This window comes from Anaerobacillus sp. 63XJN7_4_ISO-PGPR-S23-413, assembly GCF_056173725.1.
In genome coordinates, this window is the sequence record NZ_CM149688.1 from 418,339 (window position 1) to 443,075 (window position 24,737).

Below are 24,737 nucleotides of genomic sequence, written 5' to 3' on the forward strand. Positions count from 1 at the left end.
AAGTCCTTTTTCTTTCACCAGGATAAGTGATATTAGTGATTCTCGTCACGTTCTTTCAATATGAGTGAATATCCTTCAAAATTAACAACATGGTTAATACCCTGACGAAACGTTGAAAATGTAGGAATCTTTGGATCAAGATCAAGATTCATTAACCATTGCACAACCCGCTTCGTGATTCCCACATAAATGACAAGAATGCCCATCAAAGAGAGCGACTTTGTCATCGTCTCGCATAAGGCTTGTGCCGAGCTCGCATTCAATTCAGATAGCCCAGAGAAGTCAAGCAGAACATAATCCGTATTGTTAGCTGCACAATAATTTAATGTGTTGTCAATAAGCTTTTCTGACCTTTCCTCATTCATGGTGCCGATGAGAGGAATAAGGATAGCATTATCAATAATGGTTGGAATAATCGCTGAAGATAGTTCACTAACAAGTTTTTTGTTTTCCTGAAGCTCCTTTTGCTTTTCTGTTACATCGCGCCAGACAAGTAGATAACCAGTTTTTTCACCTGATTCGTTAAGGTATTCAGAAATAACGATACTAGCTGCAAATCGGTCAAATAAGGTAATGGTACTTTCATATGGCAACTGATAGAGCAAAATGTTTCTTTGGTGTGAAGGATTTTGATGGAACTCATCAATGCTTTTCCCGATTAGTTCTGAAGGGTGATTAATAGGTAAATATGGTATAAGTGACTTAAGTAGCATTTCTGCACGTTCATTAAACCACACAATACGTAAATCTAAATCGCATACAAATATATTATCGCCTAAACTATTAAGCGCCCTTGTTGTCTCACTATGTGAAAAAAAAGTCGTTTCTGCCAACTCATTACCTCCGCAAATTTAACTAACATATTAATAATATTATAATTCAAAGCATACCAATTGCCTATTAATAACGAATAGTAAAAGACCTTTCATTCTCATTGACTTCTTTTTCTTCCATAATCACGTTATCAACGACGGAATAGGGGCTACCTGATTCTAGTGCAGAGTGAAATTGGGTCATAGTGGCTTCTTCTCCTTGTGCTTCCACTTCAACAGAGCTATCCATTCGATTCATGACATAGCCAGTAAGGCCATATTGGGCTGCTTTTTGCTGTGTATATGCTCGGAATCCTACACCTTGAACTCTTCCTTTAACAATATAATGATACCGTTTCATCTGGCTTCATCCTTTCAAAGTAGTCCTATATAGTACTTTTCCTATTTGTTGTTCTATTAAACGAGTTGCTCTTCAGTATATAGAACGGAAGATAAAGAAGATGGAAGGCGATAATGGTAATGCCTTCGAGTGAAAGTAAGTATAATGGCCATGGTCCTAAGTAGTCCAGAATGGTATGACTATGCGGCTTATTCATTAAGAACATATAGTTTGAACCGATGCTAAGATTGATTGCAAATAACACAGCTACATATAAATTCAGAGTAGTAAAGGCCGTCCATATTGAGCGATAGGAGGGGATATATTTATCAACGGCAATAAATAACCATGATGTTAGAACAATCCCGCCGTGAGCTACAAAAAAATGAAAAAATCGAAAGTGTGGATAAGAATAGAAGCCAAGATCAGGGGTGATCATGGCGAGTAGGGCGCTAGAAGTCCCTACGAAATAAGTTATTTCAAACAATCCCCTCTGTTTTGTTATTAGAAGAGCAACAGATAAAAGAAGTGAAATGCTACTTAATTGAAGAGGTAAAGTCGTAGTAATGCTCCATTCGCTATAGTAAATAAACCAGAGATGAAAGCTCCCCTCTGACAGTAATAAAGCAGTGGCAATCATTATTCGCATCGCAAGATTTGCACGATTTTCTTTTAAGACTGATTTGAAGCAAAAGATAAGCAACATCATAATCCCTAAAGTAAACAACGCTGATAGATGAGGAAAAGAAAAAAGAGCAAAGCGGTTGTCTGTCGACCAGGAGAAAAAAGTTTCCATTCCTAAAAAACCTCTATTCTAATCAAGTAAGCTATTATAAAAAAGCCAAAAGCGTTTATTCGAAAGCTTTTGGCTCCATTTATTGAGATTGTTAAAGAATCTGTTCATAGTATTTTGATGAAGAAAAACCACTAAATGGCTAGCTCAGTTCAATCCTTTAATTGATTGTAATGAGAGCGTGCTGAACAGATGGAAAGCTTTTGACGGAAGACAGGGAGAAGTCAGCTTGTACACCTTCTAAGACAAAGTCAGGTCTAGCTCCGGTTAGCATTAGTTCAGCTCCCATTAGCTTAATGAGCTGATGGAGTTGATAGACTCCTTTATGAAGTTCAGAAGTGAAATGGCTGACACCAGAAAGGTCGATAATTAAGTATTCATCTCCGCTCTTCTGAATATGGGCACTTACGTTCTTTAGAATGAGATCGATTCGTTCGTCATCAATGTGCCCAACTATTGGAACGATCGAGACTTTACGGTCAATTGGAACGATAGGAGTGGATAAACGTTTCACCTGTTCGAAATAATGTTCAGATCGTTCTTCGGCCATTTTGCGTTTAGTAACATCCTGCTGTACCCCTACAAAAAATGTTTGATGTTCACTTTCGAAGTAGACTGGGTAAATTTGGAGTTCATTCCAAAAGAACTCTCCATTTTTTTTATAATTTTTGATTTCAACTTTGATTTTCTCTTTATTTTGAATAGCGGAACGTAATTGAGCAACCGTTTCTTTATCGCTATCCGCTCCTTGTAAAAAACGACAATTATTCCCGATAATTTCATCGGTTGAATATCCGCTTAATTTCTCGAAACCTTCATTTGTATAAACAATTGGATTATCGGGAAGCTCAGGATCTGTAATGACGACTCCTGTATCTACATATTCTATTGCTGTTCTAACGAATTCATTTCTTTTCATACGCTTAAGCTGTTCTTTGTTTACTTTCATAGCTTACAGCTCCATGACGTCATATTTCTCATTTGATCATCACCTTTTAAATTGAATGGTACTACTAGTATAAATCGCTCTCGTAGAAAAACCAATGAAAACCCATTTATTCGACTAGCTTATAAAAATGTTCAGATAATAAACTGAAAAAATCAGACAAATAAGATAGAGATATAAAGGATATTTAGTATTCATGCTATAATAAAAGTATTTATTTTGATTGAACGGGAGGGGTTATGTAATGGATGCACTTGATGTTATGGGAAAAAAAGAAGAGATCTTCCCATACTTCCAGCCTATTGTTAGTGCTGATAAGCAGCAAATTATCGGGTATGAAGTTCTCGGGAGAATTCGAACAGAAGAAGGAATAGATAGTCTCGGATTCTTTTTTCAAGATCAGTCTATACCTGAAGAGTACATATTAGAAATTGATTCACATATTCGAAGTCAAGCGATTGGTATTCTTTTAGAGCGCGGAAACGGTCAGAGCCTATTCTTTAATTCGAGTGCCAGGCACCTTCTTTATGACCATGGTGAAACATTCACAAACGATCTTGAAGAGTATGCGAATAAGGGGATCGCTTATGAACAAATTGTCATAGAGGTTTCTGATTATGATATTGAAGATGAAGCATTACAGACTCTTCAGCATATCCTTACGTATTATAAGAGTCTTGGTGTACAAGTAGCTGTTAGCCATGCAGGTAATACGATGAGTAATATTGAAAAAATTGCTATTCTTAATCCCAATATTATTAAGGTTGGTTTATTGAATTTGAAAGATAAAGGTATGCCTCCAGAATATCGAGAAGTTTTGTATGCCTTATCTATGTTAGGAAGAAAAATTGGTTCAACTCTACTATTTGAAGGAATTGAAGGAGTAGGTCAGCTAAAATATGCATGGGAGAACGGCGGGCGTTATTATCAGGGATACTATCTTGGTAAGCCTAGAGCAGATTATCTTGATGTTAACCAATATAAATTTTTGTTAACAAATGAATTTCAACATTTTATCACGCATGAGAGAAAGCGTCTTCTCTCGCTTTATGAGCTGTCTCAAGACTTTAATCGTCATTTGCAGCAGCACATAAAAAGGAGCAGGCAAAATGATTGGAATACGATGGTAGCTGAAGCTGCCCATTCACTTGGTGAAGCTTGTTTTAGAGGCTACATTTGTGATGAAGACGGTCATCAAGTTTCGTCTAACTATTATAGAAATGGAGAAGGAGGGTGGGAGTTTCAGCCTGAATATGAAGGCGATAATTGGAGCTGGCGTCCATATTTTCTCGAAAATATCGTGAGGATGAAGCATGAAAAGGTTGGGATATTGTCTGACCTATATAGTGATATTGAAACAAATGAGCTCATCCGGACTTACTCTTATCCTATAAATGAATCTTATTACTTGTTTCTAGATATACCATACCTCTATCTTTATGAACGAGATGACTACTAGAGAGTGGTGAATACAAGCTCCGTAGAAAGTCATTGTTCCACGTGGTTTGCGTCATATAGAAAGTTTGTGGCAAGACTAGAGTGAAAAGAGGCTTTTAAGGGTAGTAGTAAGATAGTAGCTATAGGAGGGATCAGATGCTAAAAAAAATATCTGTTAAAACAAATCGTCGAGATGAAATGATTGATATTACCTCAGAGGTTAAAAAGGTTATCCGTGATGAGAATCTTAAACAGGGGACTGTTCTCGTCTATTCCGCTCATACAACGGCTGGTATTACGATTAATGAGAATGCTGATCCAGATGTAAAGCACGATATGCTTATGCGATTAGATGAAGTGTATCCATGGGAGCACGAAAAATACCAACATGCTGAGGGAAACTCTGCTTCTCATCTTAAAACAAGTACAGTAGGTGCATCGCAAACGATCATTGTAGAAGAGGGTAGTCTTATTCTTGGCACGTGGCAAGGCATTTATTTCTGTGAGTTCGATGGCCCACGTAACCGTACCGTTTATATCAAAACAATGGAGGGATAACGATGATCCGAGTCTTATTCGTTTGTCTAGGAAACATCTGTCGTTCACCAATGGCGGAAGCAGTCCTAAGGTCGAAAGTAGCACAAGCTGGATTATCGGATCAGATTGAAATTGATTCAGCTGGTATAGGTGATTGGCATGTAGGAGAACCTCCTCATGAGGGAACTCGGGAAATTCTTTTAAAGCAACAAATTTCAGTGGATGGAATGAAAGCAAGACAAGTGAAGGAAGCCGATCTTTCTCAATTTCACTATGTGATTGCAATGGACGCAAGTAATCTTGGAGAACTTCATGAAATGGCGGGAATGAACTCATCGAGCTCAATTTCACGATTGATGGACTACGTAAGCGAAAGTGAGATTGAAGATGTACCTGATCCTTATTTTGAAGGGAATTTTGAAGAAGTTTACCAAATGGTTGAAGAGGGCTGTTCAAAATTACTTGAACATATTAGAGATGAAGAGGGCATATGAAGCTTGATATTGAAAAAGCGATTGTAGAAACAGGTGATCGAACTTCAATTGTCGATATGCAGCCTGTTTTAGGAGGCTCGATAAATCAGGCATTTTACGTTCGAACGAAAGAGCGGGAATACTTTGCGAAAATAAATAAAACAGCTTCTGAACAATTTTTTCTAGCTGAGAAAAAAGGCCTTGAACGATTACGGAATAATGGATTGATGGTACCAAATCCCCTTCTACTTAAGGGGCGTGATGAAACAGAAATGGTTTTTCTGATGGAATGGATTCGTACCAAACCATCTGATGAAACAGGCGATCGGAGACTAGGTAGTCTTGTTGCAAAAATGCATCAACAGCATTCCAATCAGGTTGGTCTGAATGAGCCCAATTTTATAGGAGAGCTAACTCAATTAAACAGCCCTTCTTCCAATTGGGTTACGTTCTACAGAGATTTGCGTCTTGGGGCCATGCAGGAGCTAGCAATTGAAAAGGGGAGGATCTCAAGGGAGCGTGACCGCCGCTTAACCCAACTCCGCCAGAGGCTTGATTCAATCATAGGACATAAACCATCTTTTTCACTTTTACATGGTGATCTTTGGGGTGGTAATTGGTTGTATGGTGAGAATGGGCAACCTTATTTAATTGATCCTGCTGTTTATTTTGGTGACCGAGAAGTAGATATCGCATTTACATATTTATTTGGTGGTTATTCAAAAACGTTCTACGAGCAATATGAAGCTGATTATCCGTTAGAGAAAGAATTTGAGGATCGAATTCCGATCTATCAGTTATATTATCTTCTTGTTCATTTGATCTTATTTGGGGAAAGCTATGGAAGTGCGGTAGATCGAATACTGCAAAAGTACACACTCTGAATGTTATAAAGGCGTTTCATAAGCGTGAATAAAGGGAATTAAATCGCATCTTTATATAACAAGGAGGAAATCAAATGGGTCAGACATATTCAGGCGGTAGTCAAAATAAACTGTTTAAGGCAGTCCTTATTGGTGGATTAGCAGGCGCACTTATTTCACTGTTCGATCGAGGAACGAGAGAATCCATTCAAAACGGATCAAAAAAAGCAGGCACTATTTTGCGTGATGTTAAGAATAATCCATCATACTATACGGATAAATGGAAGCAAACCGTAGATGATGCAAGCGTGCTAATGAAGGAAGTACAAGATGACATTTCAACCCTGTCTCAGAAATTCAATGGATTGAAAGAAAGTTCGGTTGAAGCGTTTAATCTTGTCAAAGAAACACAGGACGATCTTAAAGAAATAGGCTCGAGAGTTGTGGAAGCTGGTGAAGAATTAACTGGCAACACTAACGATAAATTGACACATTAATTGAGCCGCAGGAGGGTATATGGTGGATGCATCATTAGGGCAATTTTCGAAACAGCTATTTTCAAGAATAAAAGAACACCAAGTAACCGACTTATCGGCACAGCTTGCTTACTATTTTTTATTATCGCTGTTTCCGTTTCTGATCTTTGCGATTACCCTCCTCACTCATTTTGATTTCTCTCAGGATCAAATTCTTGATTTAATTGCGCAATACGCACCTTCGGAATCATTTGTGACCATTCAAGAAAATCTTATTCTCGAAGATGGAGCACGCAAAGGCCTTTTATCATTTGGGATTATCGCAACAATTTGGTCAGCATCTAATGCAATCAATGCGATCATTAAGTCACTTAACCGAGCATATAACGTACAGGAAAGTCGACATTTTTTACTAGCGAGAGGATTATCGATTCTATTGTCGTTAGCGATGATCTTTGTAATCGTTGTGGCACTCGTTTTACCCGTATTTGGGGAAACGTTATGGCGGTTTTTTGTATCGTTCTTTGAATTACCTGAATCATTAAGTTTTATGTTTGCGATCATCCGGTGGACTTTAAGCCTATCCATTATGATTGTGGTTTTTATGTTTATCTACTACTATGCTCCAAATAAACGGCTAAACTATAAAGATGTGTTGCTAGGGTCTGTGTTTGCTTCGGTATTTTGGCAGCTTGTATCATTAGCCTTTTCCTACTACATCAATAACTTTAGCAACTATTCTGCTACATACGGAAGTCTTGGAGGGGTTATTGCCCTTATGCTTTGGTTCTATCTCACTGGCCTTGTGATTATCATAGGAGGCGAAGTGAACGCGACCTCAAATTATTTCAGGAAAAAAGCCCAATAGAGCTAGCGGCGATATGCTGCTATATCTATTGGGCTTTTGTTATTTTAATAGGCGTAATCCATTTAATATAACAAGAATGGTACTTCCTTCATGACCGAGGACTCCCAATGGAAGAGTGAGGAATTGAAAGAAATTAGATGCAATAAGGATGAGTATGACGGCAATGGAAAAGATCACGTTTTGTTTTACAATTTGATTTAATCGGTTAGAAAGATTTACGGCTCGAGTAAGCTTTCCAAGATCATTTTTCATTAGAACAACGTCTGCCGTTTCAAGAGCTACATCTGTTCCCTGTCCCATAGCAATCCCAACATCAGAAACCGCTAGAGCAGGTGCATCATTAATGCCGTCCCCAATCATGCCAACCGTTGCATATTTTTTCTTTAATTCTTTCATGTGGGTTACTTTATCTTCTGGAAGACAATTGGCGAAATAGGTTTTTATGCCAACTTCTTCTGCTATCGCCTTTGCTGTTTGTTCACTGTCTCCTGTCAGCATAATAGGCTCAATCCCGCGTTTTTTCAACGCTTTAATCATTGCTGGCGATTCACTTCGTACTTTATCTTTTAAAGCTATCATACCAGCAAAACCATGTTGATCCGCAGCAAGTACAATGGTGTTCCCACTTGATTGCAACTGGGCGTACTTTTCTTGAAAAGAATCAAATCCATCCTTATCAGTAAAGAAATCTAACTTCCCTACCTTCCAACTGATTCCATTAATTTTCGCTTCAACACCCCATCCAGAATGATCCATCATTTCCTCAGGTTCAAGCCAGTTATGTGATCCTGAATGATTAACAATGGCTTTTGCAAGTGGATGTGTCGACTGCCGTTCGATAGAGGCTACGATGTTCATAAATGTCGTCTCATCCATATCTGAACGAGTGAAAACATCTGTAACTACTGGAGAACCTTCCGTTAATGTTCCCGTTTTATCAAGTGCAACAGCTTTCATGGAGCCTAGTTGTTCGAGATGAACCCCGCCTTTAAATAGGATGCCATTTCGTGCACCTGCTGATATAGCCGATAACGTAGCAGGCATAATGGATGCAACTAGGGCGCAAGGAGAAGCAACAACTAGAAAAACCATAGCACGATAGATCGTTTCATCCCACGTCCATCCAAAAAGAAAGTGGGGAAGGATCATAAGTAAAGAGCCCATTAGTAATACGATTTTGACATACCAGCCTTCAAGTTTTTCGATAAACAGCTGTGATGGTGCTTTTTGATCTTGGGCTTCTTGAACAAGGGCAATGATTTTTTGGAAGACGGTGTCCTCACTACTCTTTGTCATTTTAACGGTTAAATGTCCTGATATATTTAACGTTCCAGCAAATACTTCCTCATTCATTCGTTTAATGACAGGAATAGACTCGCCGGTAATTGCAGATTGATCCAGAGAAGTTTGCCCTTTCATAATTAATCCGTCTGCAGGGACTCTCTCTCCTGGTTTAATAAGAATAACGTCATCTACAGAGAGCGAACTAGCAGGTACAACCATTTCAGAACCGTTTGAAATAACGGTTGCGGTTTCTGGTTGAATTTCCATCAGAGATTGAAGCTCTCGTTCACTCTTGTTCAATGTATAGGTTTCAAGGGCACCACTTAATGCAAAAATAAATATAAGTATGGCTCCCTCAGTCCAGTACCCAATACTACCAGCACCGATCGCTGCGATGATCATAAGAAGCTCAACATTCACGTCCTTCTCAGCAAACGAGTCTTCTATTCCTTCTTTTGCTTTAGCGAAACCGCCAATAACAAATGCCGTGATATAGAGACTAGCTTCAACGGAAGGTGAAAATGCGCCCTCCATGATCCAAGCAAAGGCGATGATTAATCCGCTTATTAGGGCAGCAGTTAGCTCCCCATGACGTTTCAAAGTATTCCACCAGAAAGAAGTATGTGAAGTGTAAGTACTTGATTGAATATTTGCCTGTTCCATTATCATTCCTCCTTTTTCTAATTGAGAATAATAGTCATCGTCATTCCCTTACTAAACGTGCAATGCTGTGACCACTAAAAGTGATCACAGCATAAAAAAGCTGATAATACGGAGTTATCTAAATCGAATTGAGAATGTTTTTCATGTAGATTAGAATAATTATCATGTTTTAATGATTTTATTCTATCACATGCTTCTCATCTTGACTATAAGAAAAAGAACAATTGGGCAGAATGATTTGATGTTTAAAAATGGGAATGAACAGGGAATTGAATTTGTAACAAAGAAAAGATGAGGAGGAGTACAATGCTATTAAAAGAAAAGTTAGAACAATTGAAACATGCTCGTGTTCAAAAGCCTGATAAAGTGTTTACTTTGTATTTAAATACGGATCGTCGTGATGCGGACCGACAAAATGGTGAATGGAAAATTCAATTGAAAAACGGATTTCGAAATTTTGAGGAATACTTAAAGCAAAGTGATAATAAAGAAGATCTTGAAAAATATGAAAAAGTAAAAGAGAAAATTCAAGATGAGCTTAATCGTATAGAAAATGATTTAAAACGCGGACTTATTATTATTGCTTCTTCAGATGATCAGATTTGGTTCGTAGAGCGTACGCAAGTTCCAGTCGAAACGAACCTTTATTGGGAAGAAGAACCTCAACTAGAAGTAGTAGAAGAGCTTGAAAACAACTATCCAAATACTGGTATTGTGCTTGTCCATCATGATTATGTTCGGATTATTGAAACTGAACTTGGTTTTCTAACCAAAAGTGAAGAATATGCCTGGGATCCGGACGAGGATAACTGGAGAATTTACGAGGGAACAACGGGAAATGAGAATATCTCTGGAAATGGAAGTACAGCACAGCGAGAGCTATATGAAGATCGAGTAAAAGCCAATCGTGAAAGATGGTACAAATCGATGGCTGCAAAGCTTGATAAAAAAGCAAAAACTCAGCAGTGGGAAAAAATCTACGTGGCTGGTGAAAAAGAAGAAGCAAGCGAATTAAATGAGTTAATGAATAAGGAAGCGACAGTAGTTGGTAAGAATTATTCTGATAAGCGAGATGATGAAGTGATCGAATCGCTAGTCTCATAATAATAAAAGCACCCTTGAGGGTGCTTTTATTATTATGAGCTATATTAGCTTCTACTGTTGCTTCTCGATTTTTGACTCATTCAATTGGTCATCACAGAACGAGCAAAAATCTAGAATGTTCATGAACATTACCTTATTATATTAGGGCTATTTGACAGCTTTAACAGTGAAAATTTTCGGAATGCCTCTGTCGTGGAGCTTAATATTAGGTTCCTCTGTTACCTGTTTAATAATAAGATTCTCATCAGCAATGCTTGTAAGAATTTCACCAAGAGTCCATTTACGCTGAAGCACCAGGCTTTCTGCTGTTTCGTTCGTTAAATGCTTCTCAAAAGCAACTTTAGTTTTGTGGATTGTCGGATCGAAATAGTTACCATCAACTTTATGCTTCTTTCCTTTAGACGAAATAAGCTTTGTTGATATAGGATGGAAATCTTGGATTACAAAGGTGCCTTCTGGCTTCAAGAGACGTGAAACAACCTTGAAGAGAGGGTGAAGATCAAGGAAGTAATGTAAAATCCCCAGTTCCATAACAATAATATCAAAACTTCTATCGAGATCATGGTTCATTTTTAAAATGTCAGTGACATAATAGGAGAGGTCCACGTTACACTCTTCTGCAATTTCTTTGGCGAATCGCTCATTTTCATAGGAAAAATCGATGACTGTTGCATTTGCACCAAGTAAACTCATTGCTGTCGCTTTCATACCATGTGATCCCATTAAGTTGGCTACTTTCTTTCCTTGTAGTGAAGGAAGATACGGTAGAAGTGATTTAAGACGTGATTTTGGATTTTCTTTTAATTTTGTTGCGGCTTCTTCAGGTTTTCCAAATCGATTAAGCAATGCTTCGTAAGTTTGTTGATTCCAAGATTTTGCATTCTGGGCAGTCACATTTTCTTGTATTTCTTTTAGGTGAGCATCAATTATATTCCGCCATTCTGGAAGCTTCTGATAGTAATAGAGTGAAAGGCATTGAACCGATTGTTCTCCTAGTGAGACTTCAATGAGATAAGGGTTCGTGCGGATAACGGTGTTGTATGTGCACTCAATTCGTACCGTACACTCATCGATCACATAAAGAGCGTAAGCAGTTTCGGAAGTGTAACCGGGTTTTGCTACTCCGTATTTAAGATTGAAATCATCTACGACGGACTCAAAAGCATCCCATTGAATCGAAACGGCTATAGAATGAGGGGCATCGACTGCTCCTTGAAGCCAAAGAGCTGTTTCATTTATAAAGAAAAAAGGAATGTTATAATTGTTTAGGTTTGAAGAAAGGTTCTTTAAGACATTTTCTTGGAGTTTTGGCATTTTTCCACCTCAATTTTGTTACATGAACATATTTTGTATAGAATACTATAGCATATAGACAGCCCATAAGGCATCTGAAGAATAGGGAGAGACGTAGGATATGCAGACTCAGAATGAAGGTGTGTCAACGCAGAAATGGGTGAAGAGGGGTGGGTCCTTCGCTTTAGGTATCTACTTACTTGCGCTTTTCTATGCGACGTTGTTTATTTATAATTATTATCCATATGGTAAATCAGTTAACCTTGTTTTGTTCGATAGTATAAAGTTAATGTGGGAAAGCGGAAGCTACTGGCTCATCTTAAAAAATATTATTGGAAATATTATGTTGTTTATGCCGCTAGGATTTTTAACACCGCTAGTTTATAAAAAAGGAAAGTCTGTGCTGATTATTGGCCTGATCGGTTTTTCAACGAGTACTGTTATTGAATTATTGCAGTACTTTGTCGCTCACCGTATATTTGATATTGATGATATTCTCTTAAATGCTCTTGGAGCTATCGTAGGCTACGGTGCCTATCGCATAGTGCTTTCATTATATAGGAAAATGAAAAAGACAAAATAAAAGAGGCAGCTTGCGCTGCCTCTTTATCATTTCGTTATTTAGTCTTCTTTCTTCGCTTTATCAAGAAGTTTAGTAATACGTTTTGTAAGCATTTTACGACCTTCTCCCCCTGCTTGGAAATGACGAAGTTTACCCTCTGAATCAAACACGTAATAGGCAGGTACATATTGATTTTCGAATGCGTCTGTCAATTTGTGATCACTATCAACGAAGATTGGTTGGCTAATATCGTGTTGATCAGCTACTTGTTTAATTTCTTCAAGGTCAAGGTCTTTTTCAGAGCGTGGCATATGAACAGCAATAACATTCATATCTTCACTATATTCATCACGGAATTCGTTAACCATTGGCATAGCTTCTTTACATAGACCACAGCTAATGGACCAGAAGTGAATAAGAGTAAGTGGTTTATTACCTACGAGGTCACTCTTCTTAACTTCTCCGTTAAACCATTCTTTTGCGCCTTCTAGTTCAGGCATTTCTTCGCGTAGTTTCATTCTGTATCGACTCCTTTGTTCGGAATTAATTATAATCATTATCAGATAATCACAATTATTATTATAGTACATATAAATCATAAGTCAATGAAAAGAGTTCATGTATTATATTATTAAGATGGCTATAAAAAGGTTTCTTTACTCACGATGTAGAATACTGAGCATGTGGTTCGGGTTTCTTATGAACGGCTGTTGCTGTAAATAAGAAGAGTAGCATCCCGCTAATCGCATAGAAAATGCTTCCTTCTGTAAACCAATCAATGAAAACTCCACCAAGATAGGGCCCGAGTATACTACCAATGCCAAAAAATATGCCAGCTAGAATGTTCCCGGTTGGGAGAAGACTATTTGGTAGCAAATCGGCCAAGTAGGTAATACTCAGTGAAAATAAAGATCCAACCATCATGCCTGCAAGGAAAAATAAGATAAAAAGTATTGGTACTGATGTGGTGAAGATCGCACACGAAAAACTAACCCAGCCAATAAAAATACTAACGAGTAAGATATTTTTCCGACCAAATTTATCGCTGATAACGCCAAGAGGCATTTGAAACACAAGACTTCCGATCACAAAGGCTGGAAGTAAAATCGAAACCGATTTTATATCAATTCCGTTCCGAAGTGCATACACAGGGAAATTACCGTGAAGAGATGCTTCAAGAAATCCGTATCCGAAAGAAGGTAAGAGGGCTACCCAACCAACTTTCAGAACGCGCGCATATTTAGATAGAACTCGTTCAGAACCGTGCGTCAATGGATCAGGGAACTCATTTTTGATTTTTGTCAGCATCAACCATGTCACCATAGCAATGCCTGATGCCAGTAAAAATGGAAGGTACATAGAATACTCAACTAGAATAGTCGAGAGGGGACCGGCAGCGAAACCAAGTCCAAATGCAGATCCATAAATGGCGATGTTTCTTCCCCTTTTTTCTTTTGGGGTCGTTGTTGTAATCCAAAGTTGTGTTGCGAAATGAAGAAGGTTATCTCCTATTCCGACAATGATCCTTAAAATGAACCAAAACCAAAAGGCCTGCCATATAGGTATTAGCGTGATTGAAACAATTACAAGCAGAAGTCCAACGGCTATAGCTGGTTTATAACCATATTTTCGAACGGGTTTCTCAATAAAGGGTGAGGCAAAAAGGATCCCTATGTAAAGAGCCGAAGCATTAAGTCCATTCATGCTAGACGATACGCCTGCCTCCTCTAGAAGAATAGATAACAAAGGAAGCAGCATCCCTTGAGAATACCCAGAAATAAAAACGATTGAAATAAGAATCAGAAATCGGTAACGGTTTGATTCAAACAATTTGTTCACACTCCAATTAGCCAAAAAAGGAAATTCTTATCAGTGCTTATTATAATGGAATGGGGTGAAAAGAGCCACCGTTCGCATTTTTTTAAAAGCTGATCTAAAATAAGGACAACGTCTAGTAAAGGAGTGGTCATGTTGGAATTTAACATGAAGAAAGAAGAAACTGGTTTTACAGCTGATTTTGAATATGGAACGCTTCATATTTCAGGGGACGAGCAGTTTGGTTTTCGTCCATATCAACTACTTGTTTCATCAATAGCAGTTTGTAGTGGTGGTGTGTTACGCCAAATTCTTGATAAAAAGCGAATGGACTATGAAGATATTCAAATAAAAGCGGATGTCACTCGTAATGAAAAGGAAGCAAATCGTGTTGAAGAAATTCATCTTCATTTCACACTAGTTGGAGAGCTGAACGAGCAGAAAGTAGAAAGAGCGCTTGAATTAACGAAAAAGCATTGTTCAATGGCACAGTCTGTTTTGGGAAGCATTGAATTGAAGGAAACTTTCGAGATTGTATCAAAATAAAGAAACGAAAAAAAGGGTCACCGCAGTGACCCTTTTTTTCGTTTCTTTATTTTACCTATCTATGCGTAGTAAAACTCCTCTAATGGGAGGTTATTTTATAACTCAAGTGTTTCTGGTGTGTTTTCACCCTCATTCATTAAACGAATTGTGTCCGGAGTGATTTTGAGAACGACATAGTTTGGATCTTCTGGTGAATCGAACCATCGTTTCAGCTGGTCACCCCATAGTTTTTCTTTCGTTTCTTTTGAGTCATCTATCGTGACGTGACCTTGTACTTCTACGTAACGGTCATGCCAACCTTCGCCGTCGTATCCAAGCAAAACGTGCACGTTATTATTTTGCTCGATGTCTTCTACTTTATGAGTTTCCTTACTAGTTGGAGTCATTAGTGTAAGTCCATCGTGGAAGAACGTCATAAATCTTGAATGAGGCTTATTTTCCTTCACTGTGCTAAGTGTTCCTACATAGTGAGAATCAAAGATGCTTAGTACCTTGTTTTTAATTTCTGATTGAGACATTGCCATTACAAATTCTCCTTTCGAATTTAACTCTAATCTTAATCTTCCTCTAATCTCGAATTCTAAAACGCGATAATATGCCATTATTTACTACGGGAGCTTTTAGCGCATTCATTCGTTTTTCATTCAGATACTAGGGGTATAGCCATATGTAGATTCTAATTTGAACATAAGAAGGTAATCAGATGAACAAGAGCTATGATTTTACTCAAGGTAACATTACGAAGCAAATGGTTTATTTTTCATTGCCTATTTTTTTAACTAATTTACTGCAAACGTCTTATCAATTTATAGATAGCATTTGGGTTGGTAACTTACTCGGTTCAAATGCACTTGGCGCTATTTCAATTGCAGCTCCCGTCATTTTTACTGTTCTCTCCTTCATCATCGGAGTGAATAGTGCAACGTTAACAGTACTGTCTCAGCGGAAAGGAGCATCTGATAAAAAGGGATTAGTCGAGTCGCTAAATGCATTTGTTGTCGCGTTAACGATCTTATCGGTTGCGTTTGGAATTATTGGCTTCCTCTTTACTGACCCTATTCTTAAATTCCTTGGAACGCCCGATGAGATATTTGAAAGTACGAAAGTATACTTGCGAATTAACTTTTTAGGCATTCTCTTTTTATTTGGTTATAACTTTATCGGCACAGTATTACGAGCTCTAGGGGATAGTAAAACTCCGATTCGATTTGTCCTTTTTGCTGTAATTTTAAATACTGCACTGGATCCGTTGTTTATTGCTTATTTCAACTGGGGAATTGAAGGCGCTGCATATGCAACGATTATTTCTCAAGGCTCAGCATTTCTATATGGTGTGGTTTATTCTATCTGGAAGTCTAAAATTCCGTTTACTGTTCCCCACCTGCCAGACATGAAAGAACTTAAACGTATTTCAAAGCTTGGAATTCCTGCTGGTTTACAAATGATGACTGTTTCAGCGGGAGTGACGGCGATTATGGGGATTGTTGCAAGTTTTGGTACACAAGTTGTTGCAGGTTTTGGTGCGGCGCAAAGACTTGATCGCATTATCATGTTACCGGCGTTTACTCTTGGAGCCGCTGTAAATAGCATGGCTGGACAGAACATTGGCTCTGGAAAGTGGCAAAGGGTTTCAGCGATATCTAAGAATGGGATTATTTTAATCCTTGCCGTTTCTTTTACAATTAGTGCTATTATCTTTTTATCAGCTGAATCAATGATCCGTCTCTTTATTGATGATCCTAAGACAATTGCTTTCGGTGAGAACTACTTAAAAACCGTTGCCTTTTTCTATCCGTTTCTTGGTATTAATTTTGTTTTAAATGGAGTGGTTAAAGCTGCCGGTGCTATGGTTCAGGTGCTTATGCTTAATATTATTTCATTCTGGATCCTTCGCGTTCCGCTCACTTACGCTTTTTCAAAATGGTTAGGAGCAGAAGGGATTGCGTACGGTATAGGAGTAAGCTTTATTATCTCGAGCGTATTTGCTATTGGATATTACCGTTATGGAAAATGGCGTGATATAGAATTATTCGATCAGCAAAAGGAAGAAGATTCAAGTCAATACGAAAGTTCAACTCAAAGTAAGGCTTAAAAGGAATAGCTTAGAAAATGTCGTCTTTTAACTACATCGTACGTTACAATGAAAAGGATATAGTTAAAGAGAGGATGCAGTCAGTGAAAATAAAACGATTCTTATTTTATGTAATAGGGCTTTTCGTATTAACTGCTGGAATAACATTAACAATTAAATCTGATATCGGAGCAGGAGCTTGGGATGCGCTTAACGTAGGATTATCTGAGAAGATCGGTTTTACGGTTGGGACCTGGGTAATCCTCGTTGGAGTCATCTTGATTATAGTCAATGCGCTTCTGATGAAAGCCTGGCCAGATTTCTTTGCTCTTATCACGATTATCGTAACAGGTTTGTTTATTGATTTTTGGTTAATTACGTTATTTTCAAATTGGACGATTACGGACGTATTCTTTGCTTATGCGGTTTTTATAATAGGAATGATATTCATCGGCCTTGGTATTGCGATATACCTTCAAGCCAAATTTGCGGTGATCCCAATCGATGGTTTAATGCTTGCGATTCATCATAGAACTGGTTTAAGCATTCGAACTTCGAAAACGGCTGGTGAACTTATTGCGCTACTTGCTGCATTGCTTTTAGGAGGGCCGATTGGTGTGGGCACGATTGCCATTACATTTGGCATCGGACCTCTTGTCCAATTTTTCTATCCTACTTTTGAGAAAATGAACGCTTAAGCGTTCATTTTTTTTGTGGGAAATGTCTAGCGCTTGTCGGCTCTAAACGTTCGTTTCCGCTTTTAATATCTAAATTTGTTGGATAAAAGGGATGGTTCTAGAAAAAAATACTGATAAGAGTTTGAAGCCATTCGTTTAAATGAATGCTAACAAAGGAGAAGTTTGTATGAAGAAAATCTTGTTAATGCTCGTTATTCTAGCTGTTATTCTACCTCTAAACACACTAGCCGCAGAAGGGCAGAAAGCGGGGAAAGATCAATCGCTAAAAGTTCCTGATTCTACGGTTAATATCTCGAAAGAAAACACTTATCCAAATCCCGCACAGGATTTACCTACCTTGCAGCCGAGTGAGTTGACGAAGGAGTTAACAGGATCTGCAGATGTCCCCATTGCTAATCCTGAATTGATTCAGATTTTAAATGATTCTTCGATTTCACCGTCTAAGCTAGCGATCGGTTATCGTGCGAGTATTTATCTAGGTAAGTGGGCGTTGAATTATGATTCTGCAGAAACAAATATTAACTGGCAATACAAGCAGGCAAATATAAATCGGGTAGATAATCGAGGTGGAAGTGGTCCAATTCAGATGACGTATCGCCAAGAGGAAGAGAAGAAGGTGAATGGTGGATTAACGGCCTCAATTCCTGATAGTGAAGACGTGAAGAAGATGATGATGATGAAGGCCTCTGAAAAAACGAAGCTCTCTTTATCTTTTCAAACAATGATTGGGAAAGATACTAAAAAAGGTAATGTGTATAATGTGGGAGCTAAGAACTATGGTACTTTAACGAGCTATGTTCCTGCTGTAAATGAAAAAGGGACAGTAACATATGGAGAAGTTTATCTTGTTTTAAAAGGAAGCAAAATGAAACTTGAGGTTCGTAACGTGACTCAGCAAGGAATTGGTGCATGGATCCCGGTTCAAGACTACCTTAGTTTTGAATTTAATACGCGACAATAACCAGCAGAAATGCTGGTTTTCTTATGAGGATAACAAGGTATTCGGTTCGAGGAAGTAATTTCCTTAGCCAAAGAGATGGAATTAGGATAGAAAACAGTGCAAACTTCACACACTAAATAAGGGGACAGACAAAGGAGGGATTAAATGAGGATACTCGTAATGACGATCGTTATATTTATTGGAACAGTGACGGGAACCTATGCGATAGATAACACGTCTCATGATTGGTATTTTAAACGAAGTAAAAATCATGCACCTGCCACAACAGAGCCTGAATTTCAGGAATTACTAAAGCCCTACGACAGCTACTTCATTGGTCGAACGGATCAGAAGGAATTGTATATGACATTTGATAATGGGTATGAGAATGGGTTTACTGACGATATTTTGGATGTTCTAAAGAAAGAAGATGTACCTGCCACTTTTTTCGTTACCGGTCATTACTTAAAGGACCAGCCAGATCTCGTTAAGAGAATGGTAAAAGAGGGACATATCGTTGGGAATCATTCCTGGAGTCACCCTGATATGACGGCCATTTCTGATGAAAAGATAAGACTTGAATTAAAAAAAGTGAAGGAGGAGTACACCCGATTAACTGGAGATGAAACGATGCAGTATGTTCGACCACCTCGTGGGGTTTTTAGCGAAAGGTCACTCGCTATTTCTTACGAAGAGGGGTATCGTAACATCTTCTGGTCACTTGCCTATAAAGATTGGGAAACGGATAAGCAAAAGGGGAGTCAGTATGCTTATGATTCGATTATGAAACAAGTTCACCCGGGAGCGATACTGCTTCTTCATACAGTCTCAAAAGATAACGCTGAAGCTCTTCAGAAAGTTATTAAGGATTTAAAGAAAGACGGGTATACCTTTAAAAGTTTGGATGACCTTGTCCTAACTGAAACAATTCCTGAACCGCTTATTCCTTAATAAATATTCTAGGCTGCCAGAAATGGCAGTCTTTTGCGTGATTTAAGAAGAAAGAAGAAAGGACGACTTACTATTCTGTAACTAGTAATCCTGTTTTGGATTTGCGATAATATAGACGACCTAAGAAAGGGAGGCGTTATGATGTGGGTTGAGAAATTATATCCTAAAGCGCCATATGACGTAGATCGACTTTTCCAAAGAATGAGCATGGATCCGCTTCAGTATATCGATGGTCACAGGCAACAATTTAAGATTCCTCTTATTATTAATAATGAAAAAGCCGTATATACAGTTCAATCAACTGGAAATCGTAAATACCCTTGCTTTGAGATATACGGATATGATGTAAGTAATAAGGAACAAGCGATTACTCAGATTAGTCAAATGTTTGACTTTCATATGGACATTGAAGGGATCTCATCAGTATTAAAAGAAACAAATATTCGATCATTAATGAATAATTACCTCGGTATGCCAATTATTTGTGAGCCTGACGCTTATTGTGCACTACTGAAGAATATTATTCATCAGCAGCTTAATATGAAGTTTGCGTATACGTTGACCTATCGTTTTGTGACAAGCTATGGAACTGAAATGGACGGCGTGTGGTTCTATCCTAAACCAGAGGTGGTTAGTCGTTTAACTGTTCACGAATTACGCGATTTACAATTTAGCAAAAGAAAAGCTGAATATGTGATTGGGATTGCTGAAAAGATTGTATCAGGAGCGCTTGATTTAGAGAATCTTTACAAATTAACAACTAAGGAAGTATATGATGAACTGCTTCCTATAAGAGGTGTTGGTCCATGGACAGTTGAATGTGTACTGCTTTTTGGACTAAGACGGAAAGATATATTACCTGCAGGTGATGTTGGGATCCAAAATGCCATTATGAAATGGTTTCAATTACCAACAAAGCCTACGAAAGAAGAAGTCGCTAAGTATAAAGAGAAATGGTCTCCGTATTCAAGCTATGTGTCCATGTATTTATGGGAAAGCTTAAGCGGTTAAGTAGAAGGAGAGATATTTTTGGATAACAAAAATGTGAAAGGGACAGGGCTTACGAACGGTCAAACAATTCCTTTAACAATTAAACGATTGGGGATAAATGGAGAAGGCGTCGGTTTTTTTAAAAGGACAGTGGTATTTGTTCCGGGAGCACTACCAGGAGAAGAAATTACAGCTGAAGTCACAAAGGTTTTTTCAAATCGTGCTGAAGCAAAAATAAAAAGGCTTCGAAAAAAATCGAATGACAGAACCACTCCACCATGTCCGGTATATGAAGAGTGTGGAGGATGTCAGCTCCAACATTTAAGCTATAAGGCACAACTTCGTGAAAAACGGGATATTGTGATTCAGTCGTTTGAACGACATGCAAAATTGGGTGAAAAGGATATAACGATAAAGCCTGTAATTGGAATGAAAGATCCCTGGAACTATCGAAATAAAAGTCAGCTTCAGGTAAGAAAGCAAAAGGGAAAAGTCATTGCAGGATTATACGGAGCAGGGTCACACGAGCTTGTTGAACTGACAAACTGTTTAGTACAACACCCGGAAACAAATAGAGTCACTCGTCAAGTTGTGAAGATACTCGAGGATTTAAATATTTCGATATATCATGAAAAGAAGAGGAAGGGGCTAGTTCGTACAATCGTAACGAGAGTTGGATTTGAAACGGGACAAATTCAATTAGTGCTTGTCACTTCAGAAGAGAACATTCCGCGGAAAGAATTACTTATTAAAGAAGTGAGGAAAAGGCTTCCTGAAGTGAAGTCGGTTATTCAAAATGTAAATGGGCAGAGAACATCTCTAATATTCGGTGATAAAACCTTCGTATTAGATGGGGAAGAAGTAATAGAGGAATCATTAGGAGATTTAAATTTCGAATTATCTGCTCGTGCCTTTTTCCAGCTAAATCCCACGCAAACTGTTCACCTCTATGATGAAGTGAAAAAAGCTGCTGCGCTTACTGGTAAAGAAAACATTATAGATGCTTATTGTGGAGTAGGTACGATTGGATTATGGCTTGCCGATAATGCGCGAGAAGTCAGAGGGATGGATGTCATTAAAGAATCGATTGATGATGCAAGAAAGAATGCTAAAAGTCACGGTTTTCAGGAGAAGATGACTTACGATGTAGGTAAAGCAGAAGAGGTCGTTCCTAAGTGGATAAAAGAAGGGTTCAAACCAAACGTGATTGTGGTAGATCCACCGAGAACTGGCTGTGATGAGACGTTATTAGCTACGATGGTAAAAGCAAAGCCAGATCGAATTGTTTATGTATCTTGTAATCCTTCAACGCTTGCAAAAGATTCTTCCTATTTAATGAAAAAGGGATATGAGCTTCAGCATTTACAGCCAGTCGATATGTTTCCACAAACCTCTCATATTGAAGTAGTGTCTGTTTTTAAAAGAAACACAGGGAATAAGAAATAGTTACAAGCTTATTTATGGATAGTGGAAGTAGTTAATCACTTCCGACTGGAAGCTAAATACAGTCATTAACACTTTCCACAGACTTATGCACAATATAAATAGGTATTTATAGCGTTACTAACAAGTTTATCAACAATATCCACAAGTTAATACGAGGTTATCAACAAAAAGAGTTGTTTATAGTAAATGTGCTTTAAAAAGGGAAAGATAACACGTTATGCACATTGTTAACAGCTTGTGCATAACTTTCTTGTTAACTTCTGAATCGCTATTTTTTTCTGAAATCAAAAAGGGACCGATACGGTCCCCTTTTTGGTTATTTGTTTTTCTTCGCGCGCTGGTTTGCAGCCTTAGATCTTTCTGCTGCTTTCGCATCAGCGGTGTCGAATTCATTTGCGAATTCTACATCCTGGTTTTGTGCTGATGGAATTGGATTTTTAGCTTGACGCTTTTGTTTACCTTCTGAAAAATTTGGACGTTTTGCCATCTTAATCAGCTCCTGTAAATGTGTTTGGAGAAGATCTCTCCACTCATTAGAATGGCTTGTTTTTGTTTAATTATTCGTCTTTATTTATGCCCAGCTCGGTCAGCACGTTTGAATTCTCTTCCAAAAAGAACATCTTGGGTCTTCGTTAGCGTCATTTTTGCTTCCTTATTTTCTCTGCCTTTACGTTTATCCACAATAATCCCTCTTTTCCTTAAGATGCTACTAGCATTGCCATCACATAAAGTTCTATGCACATGTGGATAAAAGCAATGACCGGTCGCCGATAGTAAGACTGTGGATTATGGCACTCTATAGAAAAAAACCAATAGAAATAAGGCAATAATAACAATAAAAAAAGTTCCTTTAACAGGAACTTATGCTTCTAATTGAACTTCAACTGCTTCTGTACCTTCACGCATGACATGAAGATGATAGTTATCGCGTTCAATTTCATATAAATGATATGATTTCTCTCCATTATTAATTTGCTTATAAACTTCAGGCCATTTCTCATTAGCTTTCTCGACATAAGGGATTTTTTCTGCAGCTTTTTGAGAGCGAATGTTATCCTTGTTAATTCTCATGAAAATTGTATGAATTTGCTTATCAAAAAACATTTCATTGAAGAAAGCTTCTTTCGCGATTTGATTATAACCTTTGCCGTGGTAAGGGGTACCAATCCACGTTCCAAGAAAGCCAGTTTGATGTTCAATATCAAACAAATTAATTGTACCAATAGGTGCACCCCATTCATCAAGAATGGTCCTAGAAATTAATTCTCCCTGCTCCTCAGCTTCAATAAGTTGTTTTGTTAAGAATAGATATTCTTCGTAAGAGCTTGCTTTATGACGTACGAATGGGAAGACAGCTGGGTCAACCATCAAGTCAAATAGCATATGACATTCCGACAGGTCACGATGTTTAATCATGAGTTTCCCTCCTGTCGAGGGCAGACTTATCCCCACCCTCGAATAATAGTATGTTGAATTATTATTCGGGGTGGGAATCGAACCCACTAGGACCAGTCACTGCTGGTGGCGCACCAATTGCCTTCCCATATTCAGATATGAAGTTGTTAGTTCATTTTATTGTAATTACAAAAGTATCATACTCGATTTATTTAAAAAAAGATACTGGTTTTTTGCGTATTTTTCACTTCTAAATGTAAAGTTATTGTAAGTGTCTATGTGACAAGAAATTTAAGCGATTTTAACGAATAATTTCCCCGTTAATCATCGTCAATATTGGACGGGCATCGTACTGGAATGGATGATTAGACCAGAGCACTAAATCGGCATCTTTTCCAACTTCTATACTTCCAATTCGGTGTTCTACTCCAAGGCTTCTAGCGGGATTTAGTGTAATTCCTTCAATCGCTTTTTCTTCGCTTAACCCTTCTCTAACAGCAAGCGCTGCACAAATGTTTAAGTACTGAATAGGAACGTATGGATGATCTGTTGTGATTGACACCTCAATCCCGTGGCTATTCAGAATACCATAAGTCGCCCAAGTTTTATTCTTTAATTCTATTTTCGAACGTCTCGTCATAGAAGGCCCTACAGTTACTTTAAGGTTTTGTCCACTAAGTTCATCTGCAATAAGATGCCCTTCTGTACAATGCTCAATTCTGAGATCAAGATTAAACTCCCTGGCAAATCGAACAGCCGTTAATATATCGTCTGCACGGTGAGCGTGAATTCTAACAGGAATTTCACGATTTAGTGTTGCAATAATGGGTGAAATTCGTGGATGCTCGATCTGATTAGATCTCCCAGCATCATAGAATGCTTCTCGAAGAAGGCCCATAATTCCCATGCGGGTAATGGAATCATTATTGGAGTGACTATGAACCCGTTTCGGGTTTTCACCTAATGCAATTTTTAGACCGGCGGTTTCTCTGACAATCATTTTCTCTACGTTCTTTCCATGCGTTTTCAGAACAGTTGTTATACCGCCAATAATATTCGCACTTCCAGGCATAACTTGGACAGAAGTTACGCCAAATGCAATCGCATCTTTAAAACCGACATCGAGTGGATTTACACCGTCAAGTGCTCTTACATGGGGAGTTAGAGCTTCTACGGTTTCATTTGCATCATTACCGGCCCAGCCAGTGCCCTCGTCATAAAGGCCAACATGTGTATGTGCATCAATGAAACCGGGTAAAAGATGATAACCTTTGCCGTCAATTACGGTCATATCAGCTTCTTCAGATATAGAGGGGGAGACTTCATGAATAAGGCCGTCCTTTACAAGAACATCAGCACATGGGAGTAATGGTGATGAAACTGGATAAACTCGAGCTTGCTTAAATAATATCGTCACATTATTCACCTATCATC

29 protein-coding genes are annotated in these 24,737 nt (G+C 38.2%); 16 read left to right on the forward strand and 13 right to left on the reverse strand.

The genetic code is table 11. The annotated features are described in order from the left end of the window. Positions 1-32 precede the first annotated feature (32 nt). The 4 genes from AC0VYO_RS02275 to ytvA form a co-directional block, all read right to left on the reverse strand. Positions 33-833 (reverse strand): STAS domain-containing protein, encoded by an 801-nt coding sequence (locus AC0VYO_RS02275; RefSeq protein ID WP_475368354.1) that lies wholly within the window; start codon positions 831-833, stop codon positions 33-35. Positions 834-900: 67 nt separating this feature from the next. Next, complete coding sequence (locus AC0VYO_RS02280) at positions 901-1,173, reverse strand: acylphosphatase (RefSeq protein ID WP_430241556.1); 273 nt, start codon at positions 1,171-1,173, stop codon at positions 901-903. Positions 1,174-1,198: 25 nt separating this feature from the next. After that, a complete protein-coding gene (locus tag AC0VYO_RS02285; RefSeq protein ID WP_475366447.1) occupies positions 1,199-1,948 on the reverse strand; it encodes a YwaF family protein in 750 nt (249 codons plus the stop codon). Between the two features lie 157 nt (positions 1,949-2,105). Then, a complete protein-coding gene (gene ytvA / locus AC0VYO_RS02290) occupies positions 2,106-2,894 on the reverse strand; it encodes a YtvA family blue-light photoreceptor (protein ID WP_430241554.1) in 789 nt (262 codons plus the stop codon). Between the two features lie 241 nt (positions 2,895-3,135). Here ytvA and AC0VYO_RS02295 point away from each other — a divergent pair, with 241 nt between their 5' ends. From AC0VYO_RS02295 to AC0VYO_RS02320, 6 genes are all read left to right on the forward strand, one after another. Then, positions 3,136-4,350 (forward strand): EAL domain-containing protein, encoded by a 1,215-nt coding sequence (locus tag AC0VYO_RS02295; RefSeq protein WP_475368355.1) that lies wholly within the window; start codon positions 3,136-3,138, stop codon positions 4,348-4,350. A gap of 134 nt (positions 4,351-4,484) precedes the next feature. After that, positions 4,485-4,886 carry a secondary thiamine-phosphate synthase enzyme YjbQ gene (locus AC0VYO_RS02300; protein ID WP_194220122.1) on the forward strand — a complete coding sequence of 134 codons (402 nt, stop codon included), beginning with the start codon at positions 4,485-4,487 and terminating at the stop codon, positions 4,884-4,886. Between the two features lie 2 nt (positions 4,887-4,888). After that, positions 4,889-5,359: a low molecular weight protein-tyrosine-phosphatase gene (locus AC0VYO_RS02305; protein WP_303533889.1), complete on the forward strand. Its 471-nt coding sequence runs from the start codon at positions 4,889-4,891 to the stop codon at positions 5,357-5,359. Next, the gene (locus tag AC0VYO_RS02310) at positions 5,356-6,222 is read left to right on the forward strand and encodes a fructosamine kinase family protein (RefSeq protein WP_475366449.1); all 867 of its coding nucleotides are present in this window, start codon (positions 5,356-5,358) and stop codon (positions 6,220-6,222) included. The genes AC0VYO_RS02305 and AC0VYO_RS02310 overlap by 4 nt, the downstream gene beginning before the upstream one ends. 74 nt (positions 6,223-6,296) lie before the next feature. Beyond that, on the forward strand, positions 6,297-6,698 hold the full coding sequence (locus AC0VYO_RS02315) for a hypothetical protein (protein ID WP_475368356.1): 402 nt from the start codon (positions 6,297-6,299) through the stop codon (positions 6,696-6,698). Between the two features lie 22 nt (positions 6,699-6,720). Beyond that, positions 6,721-7,545, forward strand: a complete 825-nt coding sequence (locus AC0VYO_RS02320) for a YihY/virulence factor BrkB family protein (protein WP_408962590.1) — start codon at positions 6,721-6,723, stop codon at positions 7,543-7,545. A gap of 39 nt (positions 7,546-7,584) precedes the next feature. Here AC0VYO_RS02320 and AC0VYO_RS02325 read toward each other — a convergent pair whose 3' ends face one another. After that, positions 7,585-9,498: a heavy metal translocating P-type ATPase gene (locus AC0VYO_RS02325; protein WP_430241542.1), complete on the reverse strand. Its 1,914-nt coding sequence runs from the start codon at positions 9,496-9,498 to the stop codon at positions 7,585-7,587. Between the two features lie 300 nt (positions 9,499-9,798). Here AC0VYO_RS02325 and AC0VYO_RS02330 point away from each other — a divergent pair, with 300 nt between their 5' ends. Then, positions 9,799-10,596 carry a VLRF1 family aeRF1-type release factor gene (locus AC0VYO_RS02330; RefSeq protein ID WP_194220116.1) on the forward strand — a complete coding sequence of 266 codons (798 nt, stop codon included), beginning with the start codon at positions 9,799-9,801 and terminating at the stop codon, positions 10,594-10,596. 147 nt (positions 10,597-10,743) lie between these two features. On the opposite strand, the gene AC0VYO_RS02335 is transcribed toward AC0VYO_RS02330, so the two are convergent. Next, a complete protein-coding gene (locus AC0VYO_RS02335) occupies positions 10,744-11,910 on the reverse strand; it encodes a class I SAM-dependent methyltransferase (RefSeq protein WP_475368357.1) in 1,167 nt (388 codons plus the stop codon). 100 nt (positions 11,911-12,010) lie between these two features. Here AC0VYO_RS02335 and AC0VYO_RS02340 point away from each other — a divergent pair, with 100 nt between their 5' ends. Then, positions 12,011-12,472, forward strand: coding sequence for a VanZ family protein (locus tag AC0VYO_RS02340; protein WP_194220114.1), 462 nt, complete (start codon positions 12,011-12,013; stop codon positions 12,470-12,472). Between the two features lie 38 nt (positions 12,473-12,510). Here the strand turns inward: AC0VYO_RS02340 and AC0VYO_RS02345 are convergent, their stop codons facing one another. Together AC0VYO_RS02345 and AC0VYO_RS02350 are read right to left on the reverse strand one after the other, a co-directional pair. Further along, complete coding sequence (locus tag AC0VYO_RS02345; protein WP_194220113.1) at positions 12,511-12,969, reverse strand: TlpA disulfide reductase family protein; 459 nt, start codon at positions 12,967-12,969, stop codon at positions 12,511-12,513. A gap of 142 nt (positions 12,970-13,111) precedes the next feature. Continuing rightward, positions 13,112-14,281: an MFS transporter gene (locus tag AC0VYO_RS02350; RefSeq protein WP_430241536.1), complete on the reverse strand. Its 1,170-nt coding sequence runs from the start codon at positions 14,279-14,281 to the stop codon at positions 13,112-13,114. A gap of 141 nt (positions 14,282-14,422) precedes the next feature. Between AC0VYO_RS02350 and AC0VYO_RS02355 the strand changes: the two genes are divergently transcribed. Next, positions 14,423-14,812: an OsmC family protein gene (locus tag AC0VYO_RS02355; protein ID WP_226616524.1), complete on the forward strand. Its 390-nt coding sequence runs from the start codon at positions 14,423-14,425 to the stop codon at positions 14,810-14,812. A gap of 95 nt (positions 14,813-14,907) precedes the next feature. Here AC0VYO_RS02355 and AC0VYO_RS02360 read toward each other — a convergent pair whose 3' ends face one another. Beyond that, on the reverse strand, positions 14,908-15,330 hold the full coding sequence (locus AC0VYO_RS02360) for a pyridoxamine 5'-phosphate oxidase family protein (protein WP_430241628.1): 423 nt from the start codon (positions 15,328-15,330) through the stop codon (positions 14,908-14,910). A gap of 185 nt (positions 15,331-15,515) precedes the next feature. Here AC0VYO_RS02360 and AC0VYO_RS02365 point away from each other — a divergent pair, with 185 nt between their 5' ends. From AC0VYO_RS02365 to rlmD, 6 genes are all read left to right on the forward strand, one after another. Further along, positions 15,516-16,904: an MATE family efflux transporter gene (locus AC0VYO_RS02365; protein ID WP_475368358.1), complete on the forward strand. Its 1,389-nt coding sequence runs from the start codon at positions 15,516-15,518 to the stop codon at positions 16,902-16,904. A gap of 74 nt (positions 16,905-16,978) precedes the next feature. Beyond that, positions 16,979-17,581, forward strand: a complete 603-nt coding sequence (locus AC0VYO_RS02370) for a YczE/YyaS/YitT family protein (RefSeq protein WP_430241626.1) — start codon at positions 16,979-16,981, stop codon at positions 17,579-17,581. Positions 17,582-17,747: 166 nt separating this feature from the next. After that, entirely contained in the window at positions 17,748-18,542 is a 795-nt protein-coding gene (locus AC0VYO_RS02375; protein ID WP_194220109.1) for a YfkD famly protein, read from the forward strand. 144 nt (positions 18,543-18,686) lie between these two features. Further along, on the forward strand, positions 18,687-19,472 hold the full coding sequence (pdaA, locus tag AC0VYO_RS02380; RefSeq protein WP_475368359.1) for a delta-lactam-biosynthetic de-N-acetylase: 786 nt from the start codon (positions 18,687-18,689) through the stop codon (positions 19,470-19,472). 141 nt (positions 19,473-19,613) lie between these two features. After that, the gene (locus tag AC0VYO_RS02385) at positions 19,614-20,483 is read left to right on the forward strand and encodes a DNA-3-methyladenine glycosylase family protein (protein ID WP_430241528.1); all 870 of its coding nucleotides are present in this window, start codon (positions 19,614-19,616) and stop codon (positions 20,481-20,483) included. Positions 20,484-20,501: 18 nt separating this feature from the next. Further along, positions 20,502-21,908 carry a 23S rRNA (uracil(1939)-C(5))-methyltransferase RlmD gene (gene rlmD / locus AC0VYO_RS02390; RefSeq protein WP_475366456.1) on the forward strand — a complete coding sequence of 469 codons (1,407 nt, stop codon included), beginning with the start codon at positions 20,502-20,504 and terminating at the stop codon, positions 21,906-21,908. A gap of 316 nt (positions 21,909-22,224) precedes the next feature. On the opposite strand, the gene AC0VYO_RS02395 is transcribed toward rlmD, so the two are convergent. The 3 genes from AC0VYO_RS02395 to AC0VYO_RS02405 form a co-directional block, all read right to left on the reverse strand. Next, positions 22,225-22,395, reverse strand: coding sequence for a YfhD family protein (locus tag AC0VYO_RS02395; RefSeq protein WP_430241524.1), 171 nt, complete (start codon positions 22,393-22,395; stop codon positions 22,225-22,227). Between the two features lie 80 nt (positions 22,396-22,475). Then, positions 22,476-22,589, reverse strand: a complete 114-nt coding sequence (locus AC0VYO_RS02400) for a YfhE family protein (RefSeq protein WP_194220105.1) — start codon at positions 22,587-22,589, stop codon at positions 22,476-22,478. Between the two features lie 180 nt (positions 22,590-22,769). Beyond that, complete coding sequence (locus AC0VYO_RS02405) at positions 22,770-23,324, reverse strand: GNAT family N-acetyltransferase (RefSeq protein ID WP_430241522.1); 555 nt, start codon at positions 23,322-23,324, stop codon at positions 22,770-22,772. Positions 23,325-23,374: 50 nt separating this feature from the next. On the opposite strand from AC0VYO_RS02405, the gene AC0VYO_RS02410 reads away from it, so the two are divergent. Beyond that, a complete protein-coding gene (locus AC0VYO_RS02410; protein ID WP_475368360.1) occupies positions 23,375-23,557 on the forward strand; it encodes a hypothetical protein in 183 nt (60 codons plus the stop codon). Positions 23,558-23,604: 47 nt separating this feature from the next. Here the strand turns inward: AC0VYO_RS02410 and AC0VYO_RS02415 are convergent, their stop codons facing one another. After that, positions 23,605-24,720 carry an amidohydrolase gene (locus AC0VYO_RS02415; RefSeq protein ID WP_475366457.1) on the reverse strand — a complete coding sequence of 372 codons (1,116 nt, stop codon included), beginning with the start codon at positions 24,718-24,720 and terminating at the stop codon, positions 23,605-23,607. Positions 24,721-24,737 lie beyond the last annotated feature (17 nt).

What these genes read in the sequence shown, in the direction of transcription:
- AC0VYO_RS02280 (WP_430241556.1), bottom strand. Translation starts at nt 1,173, where the DNA reads ATGAAACGGTATCATTATATTGTTAAAGGAAGAGTTCAAGGTGTAGGA.
- AC0VYO_RS02285 (WP_475366447.1), bottom strand. Translation starts at nt 1,948, where the DNA reads ATGGAAACTTTTTTCTCCTGGTCGACAGACAACCGCTTTGCTCTTTTT.
- ytvA (WP_430241554.1), bottom strand. Translation starts at nt 2,894, where the DNA reads ATGAAAGTAAACAAAGAACAGCTTAAGCGTATGAAAAGAAATGAATTC.
- AC0VYO_RS02295 (WP_475368355.1), top strand. Translation starts at nt 3,136, where the DNA reads ATGGATGCACTTGATGTTATGGGAAAAAAAGAAGAGATCTTCCCATAC.
- AC0VYO_RS02300 (WP_194220122.1), top strand. Translation starts at nt 4,485, where the DNA reads ATGCTAAAAAAAATATCTGTTAAAACAAATCGTCGAGATGAAATGATT.
- AC0VYO_RS02305 (WP_303533889.1), top strand. Translation starts at nt 4,889, where the DNA reads ATGATCCGAGTCTTATTCGTTTGTCTAGGAAACATCTGTCGTTCACCA.
- AC0VYO_RS02310 (WP_475366449.1), top strand. Translation starts at nt 5,356, where the DNA reads ATGAAGCTTGATATTGAAAAAGCGATTGTAGAAACAGGTGATCGAACT.
- AC0VYO_RS02315 (WP_475368356.1), top strand. Translation starts at nt 6,297, where the DNA reads ATGGGTCAGACATATTCAGGCGGTAGTCAAAATAAACTGTTTAAGGCA.
- AC0VYO_RS02325 (WP_430241542.1), bottom strand. Translation starts at nt 9,498, where the DNA reads ATGATAATGGAACAGGCAAATATTCAATCAAGTACTTACACTTCACAT.
- AC0VYO_RS02330 (WP_194220116.1), top strand. Translation starts at nt 9,799, where the DNA reads ATGCTATTAAAAGAAAAGTTAGAACAATTGAAACATGCTCGTGTTCAA.
- AC0VYO_RS02335 (WP_475368357.1), bottom strand. Translation starts at nt 11,910, where the DNA reads ATGCCAAAACTCCAAGAAAATGTCTTAAAGAACCTTTCTTCAAACCTA.
- AC0VYO_RS02340 (WP_194220114.1), top strand. Translation starts at nt 12,011, where the DNA reads ATGCAGACTCAGAATGAAGGTGTGTCAACGCAGAAATGGGTGAAGAGG.
- AC0VYO_RS02345 (WP_194220113.1), bottom strand. Translation starts at nt 12,969, where the DNA reads ATGAAACTACGCGAAGAAATGCCTGAACTAGAAGGCGCAAAAGAATGG.
- AC0VYO_RS02360 (WP_430241628.1), bottom strand. Translation starts at nt 15,330, where the DNA reads ATGTCTCAATCAGAAATTAAAAACAAGGTACTAAGCATCTTTGATTCT.
- AC0VYO_RS02365 (WP_475368358.1), top strand. Translation starts at nt 15,516, where the DNA reads ATGAACAAGAGCTATGATTTTACTCAAGGTAACATTACGAAGCAAATG.
- AC0VYO_RS02370 (WP_430241626.1), top strand. Translation starts at nt 16,979, where the DNA reads ATGCAGTCAGTGAAAATAAAACGATTCTTATTTTATGTAATAGGGCTT.
- AC0VYO_RS02375 (WP_194220109.1), top strand. Translation starts at nt 17,748, where the DNA reads ATGAAGAAAATCTTGTTAATGCTCGTTATTCTAGCTGTTATTCTACCT.
- pdaA (WP_475368359.1), top strand. Translation starts at nt 18,687, where the DNA reads ATGAGGATACTCGTAATGACGATCGTTATATTTATTGGAACAGTGACG.
- AC0VYO_RS02385 (WP_430241528.1), top strand. Translation starts at nt 19,614, where the DNA reads ATGTGGGTTGAGAAATTATATCCTAAAGCGCCATATGACGTAGATCGA.
- AC0VYO_RS02395 (WP_430241524.1), bottom strand. Translation starts at nt 22,395, where the DNA reads ATGGCAAAACGTCCAAATTTTTCAGAAGGTAAACAAAAGCGTCAAGCT.
- AC0VYO_RS02405 (WP_430241522.1), bottom strand. Translation starts at nt 23,324, where the DNA reads ATGATTAAACATCGTGACCTGTCGGAATGTCATATGCTATTTGACTTG.
- AC0VYO_RS02410 (WP_475368360.1), top strand. Translation starts at nt 23,375, where the DNA reads ATGTTGAATTATTATTCGGGGTGGGAATCGAACCCACTAGGACCAGTC.